This window comes from Dysgonomonas sp. (assembly GCF_035323175.1).
GTDB lineage: Bacteria > Bacteroidota > Bacteroidia > Bacteroidales > Dysgonomonadaceae > Dysgonomonas.
Genome location: NZ_DAOKYH010000012.1, coordinates 1 through 24,178 on the forward strand (window position 1 = coordinate 1; position 24,178 = coordinate 24,178).

The window sequence follows — 24,178 nt, forward strand, 5'->3', positions numbered from 1 at the left end:
TACCGCAATATATACAGAATGAAAGGTCTGAAAATAGCTTCGAAATTGTAGCAAATGGTAAATCTGCTAAAATATATGTTGATTCTGATGATTGGAAAGGAGTAATAATTGCCACAAATAATCTGAGTAACGATATATACAAGGTTTCAGGAACTTCATCACTGGTTATTTCAGGAACTAGCTCTGAAAAAAGATCTATTCTGATAGGAACCATAGGTAAAAGTCGGATTATTGACCAACTAATTGCAGAAAAAAAAATAGATGTATCTGATATTCGCGGTAAGTGGGAATCATTTTTGATAGCAACAGTCGATGGCAATCTTGTTGTCGCAGGAAGTGATAAAAGAGGTACCATCTTTGGCATTTATGATATATCAGAAAAAATAGGAGTATCTCCTTGGTATTGGTGGGCAGATGCACCGATAAGAAAGAACTCTAAACTTTATGTTAAAGCTGGAAGATATGTACAACCCTCTCCAAAAGTAAAATACCGAGGTATATTTATTAACGACGAAGAACCTTCATTCGGAGGTTGGGCACGAAGTAATTTTGGAGGTATCAATTCCAAAATGTATGTTCATATGTTTGAATTATTGCTTCGTCTCAAAGCAAATTATCTATGGCCGGCAATGTGGGGAAAGTCATTTAATGAAGACGACCCGATGAATCCTGTTTTGGCTGATGAATACGGTATTGTAATGGGGACTTCGCACCATGAACCAATGATGCGTTCACACAAAGAATATACATCGCGAAAAGATGAAGTTGGTCCTTGGGATTATTCTACAAATAAAGAGAAATTAGATAAGTTCTTTCTTGAGGGAATTAATAGGAATAAAGGATATGACAATCTTGTGACAATCGGAATGCGTGGTGATGGAGATGTCGCTATGAGTGAAGGAGGGGACGAAGAAAATATGAAGATATTACACCGTGTTATTGACGGTCAGAGAGAAATACTTACTAATGTTTATGGAAAGCACCCTTCCGAGATTCCACAAACATGGGCTATATTTACTGAAGTACAACGCTACTATGATGCAGGTTTCTCTGTTCCCGATGATGTACTGCTCATGTTCTGTGACAATAATTGGGGATATATTCGTCGTATTGCACCTCCTCACGAGAGAGGTAAAGCCGGAGGATGCGGTCTTTATTATCATATTGACATGAATGGTGGACCATGGAATGATCGTTGGATAAATACCACCACTATACCCAAGTTGAGAGAGCAATTTAACCTTGCATATAAAAGCGGTCTCGATGCACTTTGGGTAGTAAATGTAGGGGATCTTAAACCTAAAGAACTTCCAATTGACTTTATAATGCGTTATGCATGGAATCCTGATGCTATACCGGCAGATAAAGTGCAAGATTATACAGTCAACTGGGCTGAAAATATTTTTGGAAAAGAATATGCAGAAGATATTGCAGATATTGTTTCCAAATATGCAAAATATAACCTTTGGCGAAAACCCGAAGTTCAGGCAACGACTATCTTTAGTCATGTAAATTATCATGAAGCAGACAGAGTACTGAAGCTATGGCACGATATTGTAGCCAAAGCGGAAGCAATACAACAAAAAATACCTGCGGAAGCGCAAGACGCCTATTATCAGCTTGTACTATACCCGACTAAAGCATCCGCTGGAGTCGCTGAAATATATTTAGCATCCGGTAAAAACAATCTCTATTCCAGACAAGGACGCACTAGCGCAAATGATTATGCAGCAAGAGCACGGGAGTTATTTAAAATCGACGAAGAACTTAGTGATTATTATAATGAAAAGATAGCCAATGGTAAATGGAAGGATATGATGCTGGACAAACATATTGGCTATGAGAAATGGTTCATGCCTAAAGAAAATAAACTACCCGATCTCATAGAAGTAAAAGCACTGGGAAATCCGACAATGGGAGTTGCAGTAGAAGGATCAGAAGAAGCATGGTCGAAAGCAATAGGGAAAGTAAAGTTGCCTGTGTTTGATTTCTTAAATGACAAATCTTATTATATCGATATATTTAACAAAGGAGTCGGGACTTTCGATTTTACGGCCAAAGCGGATAAACCTTGGATTAAATTAAGCAATAATAAAGGTAAAGTCAATAAAGACTTTCGTTTACAAGTTGAAATTGATTGGAATTTATTACCTAATGGAAAAGCAGACGGTATTATAAATGTAAAACAAGGTAAGATAACTATACCTGTCGAGGTGAGTGCAATAAAATCTTCAATGCCGGATACTAAAGAGAATTATTTTGGTGGGTTCATTGGCGAATTTACTATTCCTGCCAATAAATATAATGCTAATATATCAGGACGTGATGCAGAATGGATAACATTACCAGATTTGGGAAGAGGAGAAGCGTGTATGGGAATTTATCCGGTAACAGCACCAAGTGTAACTCCAGAGAAAGCACCTGTGTTGGAATATAAAATATATCTTCCAAAATCGGGTAAAACAACAGTTTGCCTTGGTATCTTACCCACACAAGATGTTTATCCACAAAGGGGACTGAGAATTGCTGCTGCTTTAGATGATCAGACTCCTCTGATTCTTGATGCTCGTAAAGGGCTTGTCGATACATTTGGAGAATACAATAAAGAAAACTTGGCAAAATCTACTGTATTGAAACCATTGCCTCCAGTGAACCGTGATTTAGCATTAATATCTCATAACAAACATTTCAGAAATGAAATTTTTGATAATATCCGCTGGTTGGATGTCGAGTTTGATGTTGATGAACCAGGCATCCATACGTTGAAAGTGTTTATGGTGGATCCGGAGGTCGTTCTTGAAAAGATTATCGTAAATCCCGATAACCAGTACCCTAGCTACTTTGGTGCTATACCAAAGTCGTTTTAAAATAATATGACAAAAACATTTAAATAAATATAAAGTGAAGAAGATGAACTTAAAATCGAATTTATTAAAAAAGTATAGGTTAATAATATTAATAGCTTATCTCATACTCGTATCCATATCAGGAGTATGTTCTGTTCTAGAAAATGGAAAAGCTCTATCTACAGGTGTTCCTATATTTACAAACTTCGTATATCAAGGGAATGATGAGGTTTATAATGAAAATCCATTAAAACTGGACGAATTTTATAATCCTATTCTTCAAGGGTGTTATCCTGATCCTAGTATTACTAGTAAAGGTGATGATTATTATTTAGTTTGCTCGTCTTTCTCTATGGTTCCGGGAGTACCAATTTTTCATTCCAAAGACTTAGTTAACTGGACGCAGATAGGGCATGTGCTCGATCGACCTTCGCAATTGAAGGTAGAAACAGCGGGCATAAGTATGGGAATATATGCTCCTGCTATCAGGTATAACAAATATAATGACACCTTTTACATGATTACAACCCAGTTTGCAGGTGGATTTGGTAACATAGTAGTAAAGACGAAGGATCCTCTTAAAGGATGGAGTGATCCAATCAAACTTAAATTTGATGGTATAGATCCATCTATTTTCTTTGATGATAATGGAAAGGCTTATGTGGTACATAATGACGCTCCGAATAAAGGAGACGAACTGTATAGTGGACATCGCGTGATCAAAGTTTGGGAGTATGACTTGGAAAATGATCAGATAATTCCGGGGAGCGATCAGATTGTAGTCAATGGAGGAGTAGATATAAATAAAAAACCGATATGGATCGAAGCCCCTCATATTTATAAAAAAAATGGTAAATATTATCTGATGTGTGCAGAAGGGGGAACAGGAGGCTGGCATAGTGAAGTAATCTTTGTGAGTGACTCACCTAAAGGGCCTTATACGCCTGCACCAAGCAATCCTATTTTAACCCAGAGGTATTTTTCTCCAAACAGAAAGGATAAAGTGGATTGGGCAGGTCATGCAGACCTAATAGAAGGTCCGGATGGAAAATATTATGGTGTTTTCCTTGCTGTTCGTCCAAATGAGAAGAGTCGTGTAAATACGGGACGTGAGACATTTATATTACCTGTCGATTGGACTGGTACATTCCCGGTTTTTGAAAATGGACTTATACCTATGGAACCTAAATTAAAAATGCCGAAAGGAGCTCACAACCGAACCGGAGATAACGGCTTTTTGCCGAATGGAAATTTTACATTCGCAGATAATTTCTCATCAGATAAATTAGACTATAGATGGATTGGCGTAAGAAGCTGGCGTGAAGACTTTGTTAAATTAACCAAGAAAGGACTACAAATAAATCCTTTCTCAGTCAACATTAAAGAAGTAAAACCAATATCGAGTTTGTTTTACAGGCAACAACATAAAAATTTTACAGTCACAGTTGCATTAGACTATTTGCCAAAGTCAGAAAATGATCTGGCAGGAATCACATGTTATCAGAGCGAATCATTCAATTATGTATATGGCGTTACCAAAAAAGGGAATGACTATTATTTAGTTTTGGAAAGAACGCAAAAAGGACAATCAATAATCATAGCCAGTGAAAAAATAGATGTAAAAAATCCAATTCGTTTACAGGTATCTGCCAAAGGGGACGAATACAGATTCAATTTTTCTACTGATAACAACAACTTTAAGAATTTAGGAGGAACGGTATCCGGTGATATTCTTTCTACTAATGTTGCCGGTGGATTTACGGGTGCCTTGATAGGATTATATGCAACGGCAGCAAATGATATCAGACTATAAGTCTTCCTTTTTAATAGAGAACGAAAACTTATTACGATTCTAAATAAAGTGAAAATATGGAAAAGGTGAGATTTTATATCGTAACTATCTTAATTTTATATACAGTCAATACTTGGGCGCAAGATACTAGATTGTGGTATGACACGCCTGCCAAAATATGGGAGGAGGCTTTGCCTATAGGAAACTCAAGGCTTGGAGCAATGGTGTATGGTATTCCGGAAAAGGAAGAGTTGCAGTTGAATGAGGAAACAATTTGGGGTGGGGGGCCATATAGGAATGACAATCCAGATGCTTTAGGAGCATTACCTAAAGTACGGGAATTGATATTTGAGGGAAGAACCAGAGAGGCTGATCAACTGATAAACCAAACATTCTTCACTAAAACTCATGGAATGCCTTTTCAAACAGCAGGTAGCGTTATCCTCAATTTTCCTAGTCACCAAAACTATCAGGATTATTATCGGGAACTCGATTTAGACAGAGCTTTAGCAACTACACGTTATACCGTAAACGGAGTAAAGTACACTCGTGAAGTCTTTTCATCATTTGCCGATGATGTGATCGTTATGCGGATTACAGCGGAGAAGAAAGGAGCTCTTAATTTTGAGACTGAATATACTAATCGTTCCCAACATTCTATCTCTAAGAAGGATAACATATTGATACTGGAAGGTAAAGGATCAGATCATGAAGGTATAGAAGGAAAAATTCGTTATCAAATACATACGCTGATAAAAAATCAGGATGGGAAGGTCGAAGTTACAGATAGTAAAATCTTGATATCTAATGCTACGGTAGCGACTATCTATATTTCGATGGGAACAAATTTTGTTGACTACAGATCTGTCGAGGGCGACCCCGCTAAGAAGGCTTCAGATGCTTTGGCTAAAGCTCTCAAAACGGATTATATATCGGCACAGAAAAAGCATTCTGATATTTACAGTAAACAATTCAACCGATTCAAACTAGACTTAGGTAGTGTGCCCGAAGCCGAAAAATTGCCGACTACTCAGAGGATTATAGATTTTCAGAAAAATCAAGATCCGTCACTAGTTACATTATTGGCACAGTTTGGTCGTTATTTGCTGATATGTTCGTCTCAGCCCGGAGGACAGCCAGCCAACCTGCAAGGTATCTGGTGTAATAGTATGTATCCGGCTTGGGATAGTAAGTATACCATTAATATTAACGCTGAAATGAATTACTGGCCGGCAGAAGTAACCAATCTTAGTGAAACTCACTTACCAATGATTGAGATGATAAAAGATCTGTCGGAGAGTGGTCGCCAAACCGCAAAAGTGATGTATGGTGCAAATGGATGGGTTGCACACCATAATACTGATATATGGCGTGTAACGAGTCCTATCGATTTTGCAGCGGCCGGCATGTGGCCTACAGGGGGAGCATGGTTGATTCAACATCTTTGGGAACACTACCTTTTTACGGGTGATAAGAAATATTTAGCAGAGGTTTATCCTGCCATGAAAGGTTCTGCAGACTACTTTCTTTCTTCGTTGGTAGAACATCCCCAATATGGTTGGATGGTTGTTAGTCCTTCAGTCTCGCCTGAACAAGGGCCAATGTCTGCTGGCTGTACGATGGATAATCAACTAGTCTTTGATGTATTGACCAGAACAGCGCAGGCAAATAATATTTTAGGTGAAAATGAGGCATATCGAAATCAACTATTATCTATGGTAAGCAAATTACCGCCTATGCATATAGGAAAATACTCTCAGTTGCAGGAATGGCTCGAAGATAAAGACGATCCGAAAAACGAGCATCGTCATGTTTCGCATTTGTATGGCCTGTATCCCGGTAACCAAATATCACCATATACCAATCCCGAGCTATTCGAGGCTGCCCGAAATTCTTTAATATACAGAGGAGATATGGCTACAGGATGGTCTATTGGGTGGAAGGTAAATCTTTGGGCTCGTCTGCTCGATGGCAACCATGCATACAAAATAGTGAGTAATATGCTTACATTGGCAGGAAAAGGGAATGAAGATGGACGGACATACCCTAATATGTTTACTGCCCATCCTCCTTTCCAGATTGATGGGAATTTTGGGTTAACAGCAGGTATTGCAGAAATGCTTATTCAAAGTCACGATGGAGCTGTTCACCTGTTACCAGCTCTTCCGGATGTGTGGAAAGACGGATCAGTATCTGGAATAATGGCACGCGGTGGATTTGAAATATCGATGCAATGGAAGAATGGCCAAGTTTCGGAGATTTCAATATTATCGAAGCTTGGTGGTAATTTGCGTATTCGTTCGCATACTCGATTATCTGGAAAAGAATTGAAAATAGCGGAAGGTAATAACTCTAATCTTTTTTTTGCTCCGGCAGATATAGCAAAGCCTATTATATCTCAAGAGGCTTCATTAAAAGGAATTTCACTAAAAGAAACATTTGAATATGACGTTCCTACCCAAGCAGGAAAGAAATATACTTTTTTACAAAAACGTTCCTTGTAAAATGACTTTAATATGAGAAAGAGTTATAGCTTAATTTTATTATTCTTTTTCTGTATGATAACTCATTCAGATTTAAGAGGGCAGATCGATAGTATTCGAGTTGGGGAAATAAATAGAAAACTGATAGTTTATGCTCCGCACAAAATCCCTGAAAATCGACCTTTGTTAATTTCAATACATGGAGCCGGTCAAGATGCGAATTATCAGCAAAGCCAAGCTAAATATGAATCAATTGCAGATACAGCAAAGTTTATAGTAGTCTATCCTGTAGGGATCAATAAAAGGTGGGATATATCCGGAACAAAGGATATTGAATTTATAGACGCTATAATTGATCAGATGTATAGTCGTTATAAAATTGATCGAAGTCGAATTTATCTGTCGGGTTTTTCGATGGGAGGGATGATGACATATTATGCAGCTACTAAAATTGCAGATAAGATTGCTGCTTTTGCGCCCGTTGGAGGATATTTGATGAGAGGTCCTAATACAGCGAGTTCTCGTCCGATACCAATTATTCATGTGCATGGAACAGATGATGATGTTGTACCTTATGATAGTAGTCTAGTGTCTGTAAGGGCCTGGGCGGCAAGGAATAACTGTTCTTCGGAAGAGCAAATTACCAGTCCTTATCCGTCAGAAAAAGAAAATTCATGCGCTACAAAGAGTTATTGGGGACCTGGAGATAACGGGGTAGAAGTAGTTCTGTTAACTTTGAAAGGGAAAGGACATTGGCATTCTACAGATGTCAATTGTGTCAATTCGAGTGAGGAGATCTGGAACTTTTTGAAAAAGTATTCTTTAGACTCTATAGAAAAATAAAACAGAGTTTTCAGCTCTATTTTTTAATTTTAGTATTTAGTATCAATGAAAAAGATAGTTTTCCTTATATTTATTGTAATTGCTTTTGGAGGTTGTAAAACTTTCGATAAAAAAGTAACCAAATTTACGAATCCTGTAATGTGGGCTGATGTACCTGATATGTCGGCTACCCGAGTCGGAGATGATTTTTATCTGATAAGTACTACTATGCATCTAATGCCGGGTGCTCCTGTTATGAAATCAAAAGATTTAGTTAATTGGGAAATAGTGAGTTATGTTTTTGATAAACTAACAGACACACCCAAATATGACCTGAAGGAAGGTACTGTTTACGGACGAGGACAATGGGCTTCATCGATCCGTTACCATAATGGGAAATATTACGTTTTGTTCTCTCCTAATGATGAGCCATATAAAGCTTATATATATTCTACAAACGATCCTTCGACAAAATGGGAACTGGTTTCACGCACTCAGCATTTTCATGATGCATCTCTTTTTTTCGATGACGATGGACGGGTATACGTATTTTCGGGTACAGGTTCATTAAAAGAACTTAAGAGTGATCTTTCGGGCGTAAAAGAAGATGGTGTAAGTATGCATGTTTTTGAACGTGATGAAGAAGAAACAGGACTACTGGAAGGCAGTCAAGTGATTAAATATAACGGAAAATATTATCTGCTGATGATCTCTTGGCCTAGGGGAAAACCTCGCCGGCAAGTCTGTTATCGTGCTGATGAAATTACCGGGCCTTATGAAAAGAAAGTCATATTGGAGGACAACTTTGCAGGTTTTCCTTATGCAGGACAAGGCTGTTTGATTGATGATAAAAATGGAAATTGGTATGGTCTCATTTTTCAAGATCGGGGAGCTGTTGGTCGTGTTCCTCTTTTAATGCCATGTCGTTGGGTTGATGGATGGCCTATGCTAGGTGATGAATCAGGAAAAGTCCCTATAATAGGGGAAATTCCACTGGCAAAGCATGACACAGGCAAACGTATAGTTGAGAGTGACGATTTTAAAAGCTTGCAATTGAAGATTAATTGGCAATGGAATCATAATCCGATTGATGAAGCTTGGTCTTTAATAGAGCGTCCGGGATATTTAAGATTAAAAACTAATAGAGTTGTAGACAATCTATATGCTGCTCCTAATACGATTACACAAAGAATGGAAGGACCTCAATGTCGCGGAGTTGTATCTATCGATATAGCAAATATGAAAGATGGAGATGTTGCCGGATTTAGTGCATTTAATGGACATTCGGGTATTTTATCCATTACAAAAGATGGGAATACGAAATATTTGGCAATGTCTACAAATGTTGTAAACTTGGAAGATCGAAGCAAGTCTATCCTTGGTGTAGATATAGAAGAAAAAGAACGTATGAAATTTGATTCAGATATTATTTACCTGCGTATTGATGCTGATTTTGACCTAAATAAAGATATCGCTTCGTTTTATTACAGTTTAGACAATAAGGAGTGGAAGAAAATAGGAGATGATTTTAAAATGATATTCGATTATAAGAAACTTTTTATGGGTACTAAATTTGCTATCTTCAATTATGCAACCAAGGCCAATGGAGGATATATTGATGTGGATTTCTTTGAATATAAGAAAAGTGATAATAAGGCATATTGAATATGAATCAGATTAAAATTCTTTTATTTATTGCATTTTGTTCAGTTTCTATATTATCATCCGAAGCGAAAAATCCTCCCAGATTGAAACAGAATATCAACCGTGAATGGAAATTTATTCTCTCTGATATTTCCGGAGGAGAATCAGTAGGATTAGATACAAAAGAGTGGACAGATATACATCTGCCTCATTCATTCTCCATTCCATATTTTATGTGGTATAAAGTTTATAACGGATATGGATGGTATCGTAAGACGGTAGATATTCCCCAAGATTGGAGTGATAAAAATATTTCTCTGGAATTTGAAGGAGCTTTTATCGAAACTGAGGTTTACGTCAACGGTGATTATTTAGGAAAACATGTAGGAGGTTACACCGGATTTTATTTTGATATTACAAAGCATCTAAATCCCGGTAAAAATGTAATTGCAATACGGGTAAATAACCTGTGGAAGCCGGATGTTGCACCACGTGCCGGAGATCATCAATTTAGCGGAGGAATATACAGAGACGTATACCTGAATATTACAGATAAAGTTCATGTAGATGTTTATGGCACATTTGTTTACACACCTTTAGTCGATAAAGAACGGGCTCTTTGCGAAGTACAGACTGATATCTGTAATAATTATAAAGAAGATAAAACCTGTACAATAAAGACAGAAGTCTTTTCTCACGAAGGTACAATTGTTGCCAAAAATCAATCTGTTGAGACGATTAATGGAGCTGAAACGAAAAAGATTAAGCAAATTCTTCCTGAAATAAAAAAGCCGGAACTATGGAGTCCCGAATCCCCGAAACTATATAAAGCAATCACAACTGTTTTGATAGAGGGGAAAGAAATAGATCGTTATGAAACTCCTTTTGGAATACGTTGGTTTGAATGGACATCCGACAGAGGCTTTTTCCTCAATGGTGAGCATTATTATCTTATGGGAGCTAATGTTCATCAAGATCATGCCGGATGGGGAGATGCCGTTACCAATGGTGCCATACGCAGGGATGTACAAATGATAAAAGATGCCGGATTCAATTGTATACGAGGCTCTCATTATCCACACGATCCGGCTTTTTCTAAGGCTTGCGATGAGATAGGGCTTATTCTGTTTCAGGAAAATGCTTTTTGGGGAACAGGTGGTGCTTATGGAGATCGTTTCAGTTGGACCCCTCCTACATCCAGTGGCTATCCTAACAATCCGGCATATAGGGCAAACTATGATAAAAGCGTCTTGAAGCAATTGAAAGAAATGATTAAAATACATAGAAACAGTCCTTCTATTGCTGCATGGAGCATGTCTAACGAACCATTCTTCTCGGACGGAGAAACATACGGAACGATGAAAAATCTGCTGAGGGTTGCTACTGACAGTTCACGCATATGGGACCCAACCCGTGAAGCAGCAATAGGTGGAGCACAACGCGGAGAAATAGACCGATTGGGAAATAATGCTATTGCATTCTATAATGGAGACGGGGCGTCTCGTGAGGAATTTCAGAATCCGGGAGTTCCCAATCTGGTTTCAGAATATGGAAGTACTACGGCTTATCGTCCGGGGCGTTTTTTTGCCGGATGGGGTGATATCGAAAAATCTCCGCAGGAAAGTAAAGACCCATGGAATCCTCCGGCATGGCGTAGCGGACAGATTATATGGTGCGGTTTCGATCATGGAACTATTTTTGGGACATGGTTGGCAACAATGGGTATGATAGACTATTTTCGTTTACCTAAAAGGCAGTATTATTGGTATGTAGAAGCCCTAAAGAAAGGTAACCGAAACCCGGTAGAGCCTGAATGGCCTAAAGAAGGAATCCCTGCGAAACTAAGTCTGAAGGCAAGCAATAAAATCATTACTTCAACAGATGGAACAGACGACGCTCAGTTGATTGTTACAGTATTGGATGCATCAGGCAAACATATAAGTAATAATGTTCCGGTTGAGTTTCGTATAATCTCAGGTCCCGGAGAATTTCCTACCGGACGAGTTATCCGTTTTATGCCACCATCTGAAGACGAAGCCTCTGATATTTTTATCCGCGATGGGCAGGCTGCTATTACTTTTCGTTCATATCATGCCGGAAAAACGATTATCGAGGCCTCGTCTCAAGGATTGGGATCTGCAACTATTGAGATTACGACAAAAGGAAGTCCTACATGGATTGAAGGTGTTACCCTTCCTGTGGTAGACCGTCCGTATAAAAGATATGAAATAGAATCTGTCGTGCAGAAATTGAGTACGCAAGAAATGCTTTTGGCTACATATAGACCGACTTGGGTAAGTTCGTCTTTGACTGGAACCAGCAAAGCCAATGTGAATGACAATGATTCCTATACAGTTTGGAGACCAACAGATGAGGATAAGGATAAATGGTGGAAGTTAAACTTTGAAGCTTTATATTGTATCAACAAAATACAAGTTGAACTACTTCCGGGAGAAGTTGTCTATCGATACAAAATAGAAGTGTCTACAGATGATGTCAGTTGGCAAGAGGTTATAGCCGACCGGGCAGCAGAGAAAGATTCCAAGATTCGGACTTTTGATGGTGACTTTGGCTGTGATATTGCCTTTCTCCGAATAACATTTATTTCTGATAAAGCTGGTTTGGCTGAGGTGAAAGTCGGCGGTAAAAGTCGAAAATAATAAAAAGTTATTGTTGAAAAATGAAGATATATAATATTGTATTTGCGTTTCTAATTATATTGGGATCGTGTAATAGTAAAAACAATAAAGAAAGCTACGATAGTACAACGAAAGAAACAACACAAAGTTTTCGTTATACGAATCCTCTAACAAGAGATACAATGATCTCGATGCGTGACCACTGTATTATTAAGGTTGACGATAAATGGTATTGTACTGGGACATCCAATCCTGTTTGGACAGGACTAAACCCAGGTGTGCGGCTGTTGGTCTCTGATGATTTGATCAATTGGGAGCATCATTCATGGCTGATAGATGCCGAAAAGTTACCCAAAGATTGTCCCTATAATGGTCGCTTCTGGGCTCCCGAAATTCATTTCATACAAAACAAATACTGGCTGACGGTAAACAGTGGTAAGGTTACAGAAGAAGATCCTAAAGGGATGAGTACACATAGTGTTTGGTTGTTTTCCTCTGATAATGTAACAGGACCATATGCGTTAGTGAATGGACCTCTAACCCCCCAGTATAATAATGATGCAACCTTGTTTGAAGATGAGGATGGACAAACATATTTTTATTGTAGTGGAAACGGGCTTTTTCAGGCAAAAATAGATTTAAGTACAGGAACATTAATAGGAGGTGCAGAAAAGTTCTTGGACAAGAGATCTCCCGATAATCCCGATTGGATGATTGGTGGTATAGAAGGTCCTTTTGTTATAAAAAGAGATGGCATATATTTTATGTTCTTTTCATCCTGGACTCGCGGCTATGAAGTTGGTCTCTTGAAATCAAGGACTCCTCTAGGACCGTGGGAGATGGTTTCTCGCGAACCTATTTTTGGAACCAGAAAGAAAGGTTATCGTCCAGAACTAGCCATCGAAGGTGGATACTCGCATCTGAAATTTCAAAATTCGGAAGACCCTTATTGCGAAACAGGACATAATGCATTATTCATAGGTCCGGATGAAAATATTTGGACTTCATGCCATTATTTGATGTATGACAAGCGTCCTTATCCATATTGTACCGACTTGAAGGATTGGGAAAAGACTCCGCAATTAGGTATAGAACCTGTACATTACAGAGATGGTATGTTTTACATTAATGGCCCTACATGGACAGAGCAAATAATAGAATATTGATTATTTCTATTCTTTATGAAAAATTAGCAAAAAAATATAGAAAAATTGGTGGATAATGTATTATTTATAAACTTTCATATACTAATAGAGTCTGTGAAAAATAAATTCTCTCGTTTTAGGCTCATGCCTGAATTTTGATGTTTGGAGATGAAACGACGAGTCTTACTTTACTGATTTTATAAATGAATACCTAATTATAAAACAGGTAATACACCTGCTTTTATTAAAGCGCAAACCTTTGCGTATCTTTTTTGAATTGTCTATTGATGAGATTAGGTTTTTGAAAATATATTTGTATAATAGGTTTGTTAATTCAATAAAATTTATGCGAGACTTAAATAGGCAAACAGCTTTTAATCGGGTTCGTCCGGAACGTATTATTCAATTTGGCGAAGGTAATTTTCTTCGCGCTTTTGTGGATTGGATTATATGGAATATGAATGAAAAAACTAATTTCGATAGCAATGTCGTAGTAGTACAACCGATTCCTAATGGAATGGTGGATACCCTTAATGCTCAGGATGGCTTATATCACCTTATACTGAAAGGTTTATGCAATGGCGAAGCTATACATAACACACAACTGATAGATGTTATCAGTCGTGGCATAAATCCATATACCCAATTCGAGGAATATCTTAAGCTAGCTGTCAATCCAGATATACGCTTTGTAATATCTAATACTACAGAAGCAGGCATATCATTTGACCCCGATAATAAATTTGAAGATAAACCTGCAAATAGCTATCCAGGAAAACTCGTGCAATTACTGTATCACCGTTTCAAAAAATATGATGGGGCAAAAGATAAGGGTCTTATTATTTTCCCTTGCGAATTGATATTTGACAACGGAAAAGTATTAAGACAGTGTATCGATAAATATATCAAACATTGGAATTTGGGAGAGGAATTCAACGAATGGGTAAAACAATGTTGCTATATATATAGTACACTTGTCGATCGGATTGTTCCGGGCTATCCTCGAGAAACAGCAGTTCAGATAAAAGGACAAATTGGTTATAATGATTGTCTGCTAGATGAGGGTGAAATATTTCACCTTTGGGTGATAGAAGCACCACAAAGTGTCGCAAAAGAGTTCCCTACCGATAAAGCAGGATTGAATGTTTTGTTTGTTCCTAGTGAAGAACCATATCATGAGCGTAAAGTAACATTATTAAATGGTCCTCATACTGTACTTTCTCCGGTCGGATATTTATCTGGATTAGATACTGTTCGCCAATGTGTAGAGGATGAAATTATAGGAGCTTATGTTCAAAAAGTAATGTTTGAAGAATTGCTTCCTACTCTTAATTTGCCAAAAGAGGAACTGATTCGGTTCTCTAACGATGTGCTCGACCGTTTTCGTAATCCTTATATAAAACATCAACTAACGAGCATTATGCTTAACTCTTTTTCTAAATTTAAAACTCGAGATCTTCCAGGATTGAAAACATATTCTAACCGTAAAGGTTCCTTACCAGATGGTATCGTATTAGGGCTAGCTGCAATCATCTCTTACTATAAAGGAGGGAAGCGTGGAGAGGATATTATTGTTATTCAAGATGAACCGAAAATTGTAGATATGCTTCAAAGACTTTGGGCAACAGGCTCAACACGTCAGGTTGCCGAGGGAGTTCTTGGTACACAGTTTATATGGGGCGAGAATCTTAATAATGTATCGGGACTTACCGATCAAATAACAAGTTACCTTGATGCTATACAGCAGAAAGGAATAAAAGAAGTAGTAAAGGAGATCCTTTGATGAGTAAATTTATAAAGATCAATCCTGCCGACAATGTTATTGTTGCTATAGATACAATATCAGCAGGTCAGAAGCTATCGATAGATAATATATCGTTTACAGTACTCGAAGATGTCCCTACAGGACATAAGATAGCCTTACAGAATTTTACAATTGGAGATAATATTGTCAAATATGGTTTTCCTATTGGTCATGCATTTAAAGATATCAAACAAGGTGCACTTGTCAATGAGAAGAATATAAGAACTAATCTTGATGGTGTTTTAGAGTATAATTATGAACCGCAGGATGTTTGTGCTGAATCTGTAAATGAGATCCTTACAATTAAGGGTTATCGTCGTAAGAATGGAACCGTTGGTATCCGCAATGAGATATGGGTTATTCCTACTGTAGGATGTGTAAACGGGATCATAAAAGAACTGGTCAATGATTTGAAAACTGAAACCGGATGCAAAGGAATAGATGCAATTGTAGCCTATCCGCATAACTACGGTTGCTCTCAGCTTGGCGAGGATCATGAGAATACACGTAAAATACTTCGCAATATGGTTTTACATCCTAATGCCGGAGCTGTTCTTGTAGTAGGGTTAGGGTGCGAAAATAATCAGCCTGCTGCTTTTCGCGAGATGCTTGGCGAATACGATGCGGATCGTGTCAAATTTCTTGTTACTCAGAAAGTAAATGATGAGCATGAAGAAGGTCTGAAAATTCTGCGCGAACTTTACAATTTGGCTTCAGAAGACCGTCGAGTTGATGTTCCTTTAAGTGAATTGAAAATAGGATTGAAGTGTGGTGGATCTGACGGATTTTCTGGAATAACAGCGAATCCATTATTAGGTGTATTTTCAGACTTTCTTGTTGCACAAGGAGGGACAACAGTCCTGACTGAAGTTCCTGAAATGTTCGGTGCTGAAACGATACTAATGGGACGTAGCCAGAATAAAGAGGTTTTTGAGAAGACAGTTCATCTGATAAACGATTTCAAAGAATACTTTATACAGAATAAGCAATCGATATACGAAAACCCTTCACCTGGAAATAAGGCTGGAGGTATATCCACCTTAGAAGAAAAATCGCTCGGGTGTACACAAAAATCAGGTACGTCAATAGTAAAAGATGTTTTGATGTATGGAGACCTCCTTAGAAAGAGTGGATTAAATCTATTAAGTGCACCCGGTAACGATCTTGTAGCAAGTACAGCTCTGGCAGCATCAGGTTGTCATATAATATTGTTTACAACAGGTAGGGGAACACCTTTTGGCACATTTGTCCCAACTATGAAAATCTCGACTAACAGTAATTTGTATAATCATAAACAAAATTGGATAGATTTCAATGCCGGGACATTGCTCGAAGGCGAAACGATGAAAGATCTAAGTAAACGTTTTATCGAATATGTAATAAAGGTGTCCAATGGAGAGCTTGTAAATAATGAAAAAAAAGATTACAGAGAAATTGCAATATTTAAGACAGGAGTTACTCTTTAGCTAATTTCAAGATAGAGGTTCTAACCTGATATGTTTTTTACAGAAGATTTCCTGATTGACAAAATGCAAGGAATAATAATCTGTTGAACTTTATTACTCCCTTTAATTTGTCTAAGGAGCAATTTGCATGCTGTTCCTCCCATTTTATACGTTTGATGAGTCATAGCCGTTAAAGGAGGATCTACGTAGTTGGAATGCATCTCGTCTGTATACCCGATTAGAGCAATGTCCTCAGGTATTCTTAGTCCCCATTCCCTAATAGCTTTCATCGCTCCAAAAGTCAAGCTGTCTGTCATACCTAGAATTGCATCAGGAGGATTAGTTAATGCCAATAATATGCGAGTCCCTTCATAACCTGTTTCATAACTTATTTTTTTACAAAATACGAGTTCTTTTTCTATTGGTATCTTATTTTCTCGTAAAGCCTGAAGATATCCATGTTTTCGTTGTTTAACTATTTCAAGGTGGTTTGCTCCTCCTATAAAAGCGACTCTCTTTGAACCCGTTTCAAAAAAATGGTTTGTCGCTCTTTGTGCAGATTCGACATTGTCAGTTATAACAGATGAGAATTTTTCTTTGAGACAAATCCGGTCAAAAAACACTAAAGGCACATTTTGCTCAAGTAAAACATCAAAATGAGAGTAATCTGTTGTTTCCTGTGAAAGACACGCAATTATGCCCTCGACCCTGATGTTAATCAAATCTTCGAGACATTGCTTTTCCTGTTCATATTGCTCATATGAAGATGTAATAATTGTCGAATAACCGTTTTTTCGTGCAATATCATTGATCCCACTAATAATAGACGAATAATAATGGGTGACTATATCGGGAACTATTATGCCTATTATTCTCGGTGAGTTTTTTAGCAAACTCATAGCAAAGGGATTAGGCCGATAATTTCGTTTTCGGGCTAAAGCTTTTACCTTATCTGTAATTTCCTTACCGACTTCGGGACTATTTTTTAGAGCCCGAGATACTGTAGAGATTGATACTCCCAATTCCTTAGCCAAATCTTTTAAAGAAATAGGTCTTATCTTTTGCATAGTGTATATAATAATTAAAGAATAAAGATACATAAATGCAAATTAAGCGCAAAGGTTTGCGTTCGATTTTATACTTACTAAGGTTGAAGAAAATGCATGATGTTATATTTTTGAATAATAACAATTATTTAAAATAATATAGTGGAATACAGAGAAATAGGAAAGACCGGAATGAAAGTCTCCAATCTTAGCTTCGGTGCCTCATCATTGGGAGGTGTTTTTCATCAAATCAAAGAAGAAGAGGGTATAAGAGCTGTACATACAGCAATAGAAAGTGGCATTAATTTTATTGATGTTTCCCCTTATTACGGGTATCTGAAAGCTGAAACAGTGCTGGGTAAAGCATTAAAATGCATTGACCGTAATAAATACTATCTATCGACTAAAGTAGGCCGTTATGGAAAGGATGGGGTAAACCACTGGGATTATTCAGCACAGAAGGCTACCGAAAGTGTCTGTGAAAGTATGGAACGTTTGAATATCGACTATATAGATTTAATCAATGTACATGATATTGAGTTTGCCGACCTGGATATGGTATGTAATGAAACGCTTCCGGCCCTTGTCGAATTAAGAGAAAAGGGTATAGTAAAACATGTGGGTATAACCAATCTTACCCTACGACATTTTAAATATATAATTGATAAGGTTCCGGAAGGAACGGTAGAAAGTGTATTATCATTCTGCCATTATTGCCTCAATGACGATGCATTGACCGATTACATAGACTACTTCGAAACAAAAAAGATCGGAGTAATTAACGCTTCTCCGTTTTCGATGGGATTGCTAACCGAGCGGGGGGCTCCCAATTGGCATCCTGCGCCAAAGCCATTGCAGGATCTGTGCAGAAAGGCTGTTAGTCATTGTAAATCGAAAGGAGTCTCAATTGAACAATTGGCTATAAAATATTCAGTTAGTAATCCACGAATTGCAACTACATTGTTCAGCACGACCCGTCCGGAGGCTGTTATACAGAATATAGCATGGGTAAAACAAGCCCTAGATGAAGAATTGCTACATGAAGTGCAAACGATATTAGCACCTCGTTTCAGAGATACTTGGTTAAACAGTTAAATGTAATGTAAGATGAAAGCTATTACGATATTAGAAGAGAATAAACTCGCGATTGTTGAACGGGAAAAACCAATTCTTAAACAAGGGGAAGTACTAGTCAAGATAAAATATGTAGGATTCTGCGGTTCCGATCTGAATACATTTTTGGGTAAAAACCCAATGGTCAAACTACCGGTAATACCCGGTCATGAAATAGGAGCTATTGTAGAAGCCATAGCAGAAGGCGTACCGGAGAATATACAACGGGGTATGGCGTGCACAGTAAACCCTTATACCAATTGTGGATATTGTTCCTCTTGCCGTAACGGACGGCCTAATGCTTGCCAGTTTAACCAGACATTGGGTGTTCAGCGTGACGGCGCTATGTGCGAATATATTGCTGTACCTTGGCAAAAAGTGATCGTTGATAAAGATATCACCTATAAAAATTTTGCCTTGGTAGAACCGATGAGCGTTGGTTTCCATGCCGTTTCGCGTGCACAAGTAACCGATCTGGATATTGTATTGGTTATAGGCTGTGGAATGATTGGTATTGGCGCTATTGTCCGCGCAGCAATACGTGGAGCCAGAGTCGTCGCAATGGATATGGATGATAATAAATTGAGTCTGGCAAAACAATTGGGTGCAGTTTACACTATCAATTCCAAAACAGAAGATGTACATAATCGCTTACAGGAAATAACAAATAATACCGGCCCCGATGTTGTGATTGAAGCCGTAGGTGTTCCTATTACTTATCAGACAGCAATAAACGAGGTTGCATTTACCGGACGAGTAGTTTGCATAGGTTATGCTAAAACGGAAATAGCCTTCCATACTAAATATTTTGTTCAAAAGGAAATAGACATTAGAGGGTCACGGAATGCTATGCCTGAAGATTTCCGGGCTGTAATGGAATATATGAAACGCGGAATCTGCCCTGTCGATGAACTGATTAGTGGTATATATCGACCCGAACAAGCACAGCAGGCACTGGAACATTGGGTAGAAGATCCGGGTAAAGTGTTCAGAGTACTCATTGAGTTCTAAAAAATTATACATGTATGGAATACAAGATAATCGATGCACATGCCCACCTTTGGCTTAAGCAAGATACGGAAATAAACGGACAGAAAATAAAAACACTCGATAATGGGAAGTCCATATTTATGGGAGAATTACGCCAGATGCTTCCTCCTTTTATCACTGATGGAAGAAACACAGCCGAGGTATTTCTTTCTAATATGGATTATGCACAAGTGTCCGCAGCTGTTATTACTCAGGAATATATAGATGGGCTACAAAATACTTATTTATGGGAAGTACAGAAAAAATACCCGAACCGTTTTCTTTGTTGTGGTATGTTTGATGTAAGGCAGCCGAATTATTTAACACATGCAAAAGAACTAATTGATAGCGGTTTTAAAGCGTTAAAAATACCGGCACAGCGTTTTATTTCATCCGAAGAAAGATTGTATCTCACTTCCGAACCTTTAATGGAAATATTCAAGTTTATGGAAACGAATGACATACTGTTATCCATAGACCTCGCCGATGGAGATGCGCAAGTTGGAGAAATGAAAGAAATTATTTCAGAATACCCCAATCTGAGAATCGCGATCGGACATTTTGCTATGGTAACCCGACCTAAGTGGCAGGAACAAATAAAATTAGCACAAAATAAAAATGTAATGATCGAATCAGGGGGAATCACATGGTTGTTTAATGATGAATTTTACCCATTTAAAGGAGCGGTAAAAGCCATAAAGGAAGCTGCAGATCTGGTGGGGATGGATAAATTAATGTGGGGATCTGATTATCCCCGTACTATTACAGCTATTACATACCGAATGTCATATGATTTTATTTTAAAGTCTAAAGAAATAGAAGAGGAAAATAAAGCGCGGTTTCTTGGATTTAATGCAGAAAAGTTTTACCGATTTAAGAACTTGATTGACCTCCCTTATATTAAAAATATGTCAGAATAGATAATAACTTATATACCATGAAAACAAATAACAAAAACAAATATACCATAACTCTAGCTCTTATATTCAGCTTGTTTTTTATATGGGCTATAAGCAGTAATCTATTGCCTACAATGATAAGGCAGCTGATGAAAACCTTTGAGCTCTCTGCATTCGAAGCATCTCTGACTGAGGCTTCTTATTGGATGGCTTATTTTATATTCCCTATACCAATAGCAATGTTTATGAAACGCTTTAGTTACAAAGCCGGAATTATTGTTGGACTGTTGATTGCTGCTACAGGAGGATTATTGTTTTTTCCGGCAGCATCTATACAACAATACTGGGCTTATCTGGCTATCTTCTTTATTATTGCAACAGGTATGTGTTTTCTCGAAACAGCAGCCAATCCTTACGTAACTGTTTTAGGAAGTGCCGAAACAGCTCCTCGCAGGCTCAATCTTGCCCAGTCATTTAATGGGTTGGGAGCATTCATTGCAGCCATGTTCCTTAGTAAACTGGTATTGAGCGGCAATGACTATAGTAGAGAAACTATCCCTACCGATTATCCTGGTGGATGGGAAGGTTTTGTACAACTCGAAACAGATGCGATGAAGCTACCATACTTAATTCTCGCAGGTATTTTAATTGTGATTGCGATTATCTTTATATTTTCTCATTTACCAAAAATTAAAGAGGGTGACCATGATGAGGGAGATATTAAAGGCGAAAAGCTGATTGATTTTGGTGTGCTGAAGCGTTCTCACTTGCGCTGGGGTGTTATAGCCCAATTCTTTTACAATGGTGGACAGACTGCCCTGAATGCTATGTTCCTTATTTATTGTTGCAAATATGTAGGACTTTCGGAAAGTACAGCTACTACATATTTCGGTTTCTATATGCTGGCATTTTTGTTGGGACGCTGGATCGGAACAATGTTGATGGTAAAATTCAAGCCTCAGAGTATGTTGGTTATATATGCTCTTGTTAATATTATGTTATGTGCTGTAATTATGATGTTTGGAGGTATGACAGGTATATATGCGATGCTTGGGGTATCATTCTTTATGTCGATCATGTACCCTACTCAATTTTCTCTTGCTCTGGAGGGATTAGGGAGTAAAACAAAGAGTGGTTCGGCTTTCCTTGTTATGGCTATTGTCGGCAATGTTGTGCTACCTCCATTAACAGGACATTTAATGGACTTGAACGAACGCTTGTACCACATAGCTTATGTAATTCCTCTTGTATGCTTTATTGTATGTGCCTATTATGGCTGGAAGGGGTATAAGATTATAAATTGAAGAGATAAATAATAGTTTTTTAATACTAGGTGATTTAAATTAAGCAAGATGGAAAAAAAGGAATTTGGGTATACTTCAAAAAGATATGATTTTCCTACTAAACGTTATTATCAGACTTTAGATCTAAAAAATGATGCCAATCTGATAGAAATGTATAGGCAGCGTCATCAAAAGGGATTCTATTGGGACGAAGTTGGAGCAGGTATCCGTGAAATAGGAGTTCTTGAGATGGAAATATTTATATACAATCAACATCTAGTTATGGTTGTGGAAACTGCCTTAGACTTCGATTGGGAAAAATCTTTTGAGAAATTATCAGAAATGCCCATACAAATCAAGTGGGAGGAATATATGGCTATGTTTCAAGATGCGGATTCGAAAGCGTCATCATCTGAAAAATGGCAAAGAATGGAGCGAATTTTTCAGCTGCCTTAGTTTCCCCGTTACTACGTTGAAAAATACAAAAAATAATAGAAAGTAATAACTAAATATATAATACCGAATGAAAAAAAAAATTCAAAGATTAGCTTACATTTGGCTTAGTATCGTACTGATGTCTTGTTCGGCGACAAAGCATGAAACGTTGTTGGAAGGGAAATATAGCCCCACTTGGCAGTCGCTTTCTCAATATAAGCAGGCTCCGGATTGGTTTCGTGATGCAAAATTTGGAATTTGGGCACATTGGGGACCTCAATGCCAACCGGAACAGGGTGACTGGTATGCCAGAGATATGTATATGGAAGGAACTCATAAATATAAATGGCATGTTGAAAACTATGGACATCCTTCAGAATTTGGATTCAAAGATGTAATCAATTTATGGAAAGCCGATAAATGGAATCCTGACCAACTGATGGATTTATATTATCGGGCAGGAGCGCGTTATTTCTTTACACTCGGAAACCATCATGATAACTTTGATCTCTGGGAAAGCAAATACCAGAAATGGAACTCAGTAAACATGGGTCCTCGGAAAGATATTGTCAGTGCATGGGAAAAAGCAGCCAGAAAGCATAATCTGTATTTTGGAATCAGTATCCATTCTGCTCATGCGTGGACATGGTATGAAACGGCGCAAAGAGCCGATAAAGAAGGTACCAAAGTCGGTATACCGTATGATGGGAAATTAACAAAAAAAGATGGAAAAGGAAAATGGTGGGAAGGTTACGATCCTCAGGAGTTATATGTACAAAACCATGCATTGAGTAAAGAAAGTGAAGATAACTGGAAAATCCACAGTCAATGGGCGTGGGGGAATGGAGCATCAGTTCCTTCAGATGAATATTGCCAGAACTTCCTTGACAGAAATATTGATGTCATAAACAAGTACAACCCCGATCTGATTTACTATGACGACACAAGCTTGCCACTATGGCCGATAAGTGATGTGGGGCTAAAGATTTTATCGCACTTCTATAACAAAAGCTTAAAATATAATAAAGGAAAAAATGAAGCCGTTGCATTTGCTAAAATATTGACCGATGAACAAAAAAACGCTTTGGTTTGGGATGTGGAGAAGGGTATCCCGGATAAGATTCAAGAAAAACCATGGCAAACATGTACCTGCCTCGGAGTTTGGCATTATGATCGATCTATTTATGAAAATGACAATTATAAATCGGCCAAGACGGTGATACATATGCTAATTGATATTATAAGTAAAAACGGGAACTTATTGTTAAGTATTCCCCAGAGAGGAAATGGCACAATAGATGATAAAGAGTTGAAAATACTGGAAGATATTGCAGCGTGGATGGCTGTAAATAGTGACGGTGTATATGGGACTCGCCCATGGAAGGTATTTGGAGAAGGGCCAGTTGCCGAGGCACCTAACCCTATACAAGCTCAGGGATTTAATGAAGGAAAACACCAACCTTACACATCAGAAGATATCCGTTTTGTGACTAAAGGAGATGTTCTGTATGCGCATGTGCTGGCATGGCCTGAGAATGGCAAAGTTGTAATAAAGTCCCTGTCTGATGGGAATAGTTTGTACCCTAAAACGATTCATAATATACAAATGGTGGGTAATGATGGGAAAATAAAATATTCCAGAACAAAAGAAGGCTTGGTTGTTGAATTACCTGAAAATTCAGATAAAAAGGCCATATCTATCTTATTGAAAATTATTTAAGAAAAATATTTTCCGTTCTAAGAAAGTTGACTA

At 37.9% G+C, this 24,178-nt stretch carries 16 protein-coding genes; 15 read left to right on the plus strand and 1 reads right to left on the minus strand.

The genetic code is table 11. The features are described 5' to 3' along the window. From PKC55_RS13330 to PKC55_RS13370, 9 genes are all read left to right on the plus strand, one after another. Positions 1 to 2,867: glycosyl hydrolase 115 family protein (locus PKC55_RS13330; protein WP_324373383.1), on the plus strand; the 2,867-nt coding region annotated here is incomplete at its 5' end. A 43-nt stretch (positions 2,868 to 2,910) separates the two neighbouring features. Beyond that, entirely contained in the window at positions 2,911 to 4,659 is a 1,749-nt protein-coding gene (locus PKC55_RS13335) for a glycoside hydrolase family 43 protein (RefSeq protein ID WP_291129877.1), read from the plus strand. A gap of 56 nt (positions 4,660 to 4,715) precedes the next feature. Then, positions 4,716 to 7,142 carry a glycoside hydrolase family 95 protein gene (locus PKC55_RS13340; RefSeq protein ID WP_291129876.1) on the plus strand — a complete coding sequence of 809 codons (2,427 nt, stop codon included), beginning with the start codon at positions 4,716 to 4,718 and terminating at the stop codon, positions 7,140 to 7,142. A 54-nt stretch (positions 7,143 to 7,196) separates the two neighbouring features. After that, positions 7,197 to 7,964, plus strand: a complete 768-nt coding sequence (locus tag PKC55_RS13345) for a CE1 family esterase (RefSeq protein WP_291129875.1) — start codon at positions 7,197 to 7,199, stop codon at positions 7,962 to 7,964. A gap of 45 nt (positions 7,965 to 8,009) precedes the next feature. Next, positions 8,010 to 9,608, plus strand: a complete 1,599-nt coding sequence (locus PKC55_RS13350; RefSeq protein WP_291129872.1) for a glycoside hydrolase family 43 protein — start codon at positions 8,010 to 8,012, stop codon at positions 9,606 to 9,608. Between the two features lie 2 nt (positions 9,609 to 9,610). Then, positions 9,611 to 12,247: a glycoside hydrolase family 2 protein gene (locus PKC55_RS13355; RefSeq protein WP_291129869.1), complete on the plus strand. Its 2,637-nt coding sequence runs from the start codon at positions 9,611 to 9,613 to the stop codon at positions 12,245 to 12,247. 20 nt (positions 12,248 to 12,267) lie between these two features. Beyond that, positions 12,268 to 13,392 (plus strand): glycoside hydrolase family 43 protein, encoded by a 1,125-nt coding sequence (locus PKC55_RS13360; protein ID WP_291129867.1) that lies wholly within the window; start codon positions 12,268 to 12,270, stop codon positions 13,390 to 13,392. 325 nt (positions 13,393 to 13,717) lie between these two features. Then, positions 13,718 to 15,154 (plus strand): tagaturonate reductase, encoded by a 1,437-nt coding sequence (locus tag PKC55_RS13365; protein WP_324373387.1) that lies wholly within the window; start codon positions 13,718 to 13,720, stop codon positions 15,152 to 15,154. Beyond that, a complete protein-coding gene (locus PKC55_RS13370) occupies positions 15,151 to 16,641 on the plus strand; it encodes a UxaA family hydrolase (RefSeq protein ID WP_324373389.1) in 1,491 nt (496 codons plus the stop codon). The genes PKC55_RS13365 and PKC55_RS13370 overlap by 4 nt, the downstream gene beginning before the upstream one ends. A gap of 20 nt (positions 16,642 to 16,661) precedes the next feature. Here PKC55_RS13370 and PKC55_RS13375 read toward each other — a convergent pair whose 3' ends face one another. Beyond that, complete coding sequence (locus PKC55_RS13375) at positions 16,662 to 17,687, minus strand: LacI family DNA-binding transcriptional regulator (RefSeq protein ID WP_291127898.1); 1,026 nt, start codon at positions 17,685 to 17,687, stop codon at positions 16,662 to 16,664. Positions 17,688 to 17,828: 141 nt separating this feature from the next. On the opposite strand from PKC55_RS13375, the gene PKC55_RS13380 reads away from it, so the two are divergent. The 6 genes from PKC55_RS13380 to PKC55_RS13405 all read left to right on the plus strand — a co-directional run bounded on the left by PKC55_RS13380 (position 17,829) and on the right by PKC55_RS13405 (position 24,145). Then, positions 17,829 to 18,761, plus strand: coding sequence for an aldo/keto reductase (locus PKC55_RS13380; RefSeq protein ID WP_291127895.1), 933 nt, complete (start codon positions 17,829 to 17,831; stop codon positions 18,759 to 18,761). A 12-nt stretch (positions 18,762 to 18,773) separates the two neighbouring features. Further along, positions 18,774 to 19,790: a zinc-binding alcohol dehydrogenase family protein gene (locus PKC55_RS13385; RefSeq protein ID WP_291127891.1), complete on the plus strand. Its 1,017-nt coding sequence runs from the start codon at positions 18,774 to 18,776 to the stop codon at positions 19,788 to 19,790. A gap of 14 nt (positions 19,791 to 19,804) precedes the next feature. Further along, positions 19,805 to 20,728, plus strand: a complete 924-nt coding sequence (locus PKC55_RS13390) for an amidohydrolase family protein (protein WP_291127888.1) — start codon at positions 19,805 to 19,807, stop codon at positions 20,726 to 20,728. A gap of 17 nt (positions 20,729 to 20,745) precedes the next feature. Further along, positions 20,746 to 22,011, plus strand: coding sequence for an L-fucose:H+ symporter permease (gene fucP, locus PKC55_RS13395; RefSeq protein WP_291127885.1), 1,266 nt, complete (start codon positions 20,746 to 20,748; stop codon positions 22,009 to 22,011). Positions 22,012 to 22,059: 48 nt separating this feature from the next. Beyond that, entirely contained in the window at positions 22,060 to 22,446 is a 387-nt protein-coding gene (locus PKC55_RS13400; protein ID WP_291127882.1) for an L-rhamnose mutarotase, read from the plus strand. Positions 22,447 to 22,513: 67 nt separating this feature from the next. Next, positions 22,514 to 24,145 (plus strand): alpha-L-fucosidase, encoded by a 1,632-nt coding sequence (locus PKC55_RS13405; RefSeq protein ID WP_324373393.1) that lies wholly within the window; start codon positions 22,514 to 22,516, stop codon positions 24,143 to 24,145. Positions 24,146 to 24,178 lie beyond the last annotated feature (33 nt).

What these genes read in the sequence shown, in the direction of transcription:
- PKC55_RS13335 (WP_291129877.1), top strand. Translation starts at nt 2,911, where the DNA reads ATGAACTTAAAATCGAATTTATTAAAAAAGTATAGGTTAATAATATTA.
- PKC55_RS13365 (WP_324373387.1), top strand. Translation starts at nt 13,718, where the DNA reads ATGCGAGACTTAAATAGGCAAACAGCTTTTAATCGGGTTCGTCCGGAA.
- PKC55_RS13350 (WP_291129872.1), top strand. Translation starts at nt 8,010, where the DNA reads ATGAAAAAGATAGTTTTCCTTATATTTATTGTAATTGCTTTTGGAGGT.
- PKC55_RS13345 (WP_291129875.1), top strand. Translation starts at nt 7,197, where the DNA reads ATGATAACTCATTCAGATTTAAGAGGGCAGATCGATAGTATTCGAGTT.
- PKC55_RS13375 (WP_291127898.1), bottom strand. Translation starts at nt 17,687, where the DNA reads ATGCAAAAGATAAGACCTATTTCTTTAAAAGATTTGGCTAAGGAATTG.
- PKC55_RS13400 (WP_291127882.1), top strand. Translation starts at nt 22,060, where the DNA reads ATGGAAAAAAAGGAATTTGGGTATACTTCAAAAAGATATGATTTTCCT.
- PKC55_RS13405 (WP_324373393.1), top strand. Translation starts at nt 22,514, where the DNA reads ATGAAAAAAAAAATTCAAAGATTAGCTTACATTTGGCTTAGTATCGTA.
- PKC55_RS13340 (WP_291129876.1), top strand. Translation starts at nt 4,716, where the DNA reads ATGGAAAAGGTGAGATTTTATATCGTAACTATCTTAATTTTATATACA.
- fucP (WP_291127885.1), top strand. Translation starts at nt 20,746, where the DNA reads ATGAAAACAAATAACAAAAACAAATATACCATAACTCTAGCTCTTATA.
- PKC55_RS13390 (WP_291127888.1), top strand. Translation starts at nt 19,805, where the DNA reads ATGGAATACAAGATAATCGATGCACATGCCCACCTTTGGCTTAAGCAA.
- PKC55_RS13385 (WP_291127891.1), top strand. Translation starts at nt 18,774, where the DNA reads ATGAAAGCTATTACGATATTAGAAGAGAATAAACTCGCGATTGTTGAA.
- PKC55_RS13360 (WP_291129867.1), top strand. Translation starts at nt 12,268, where the DNA reads ATGAAGATATATAATATTGTATTTGCGTTTCTAATTATATTGGGATCG.
- PKC55_RS13355 (WP_291129869.1), top strand. Translation starts at nt 9,611, where the DNA reads ATGAATCAGATTAAAATTCTTTTATTTATTGCATTTTGTTCAGTTTCT.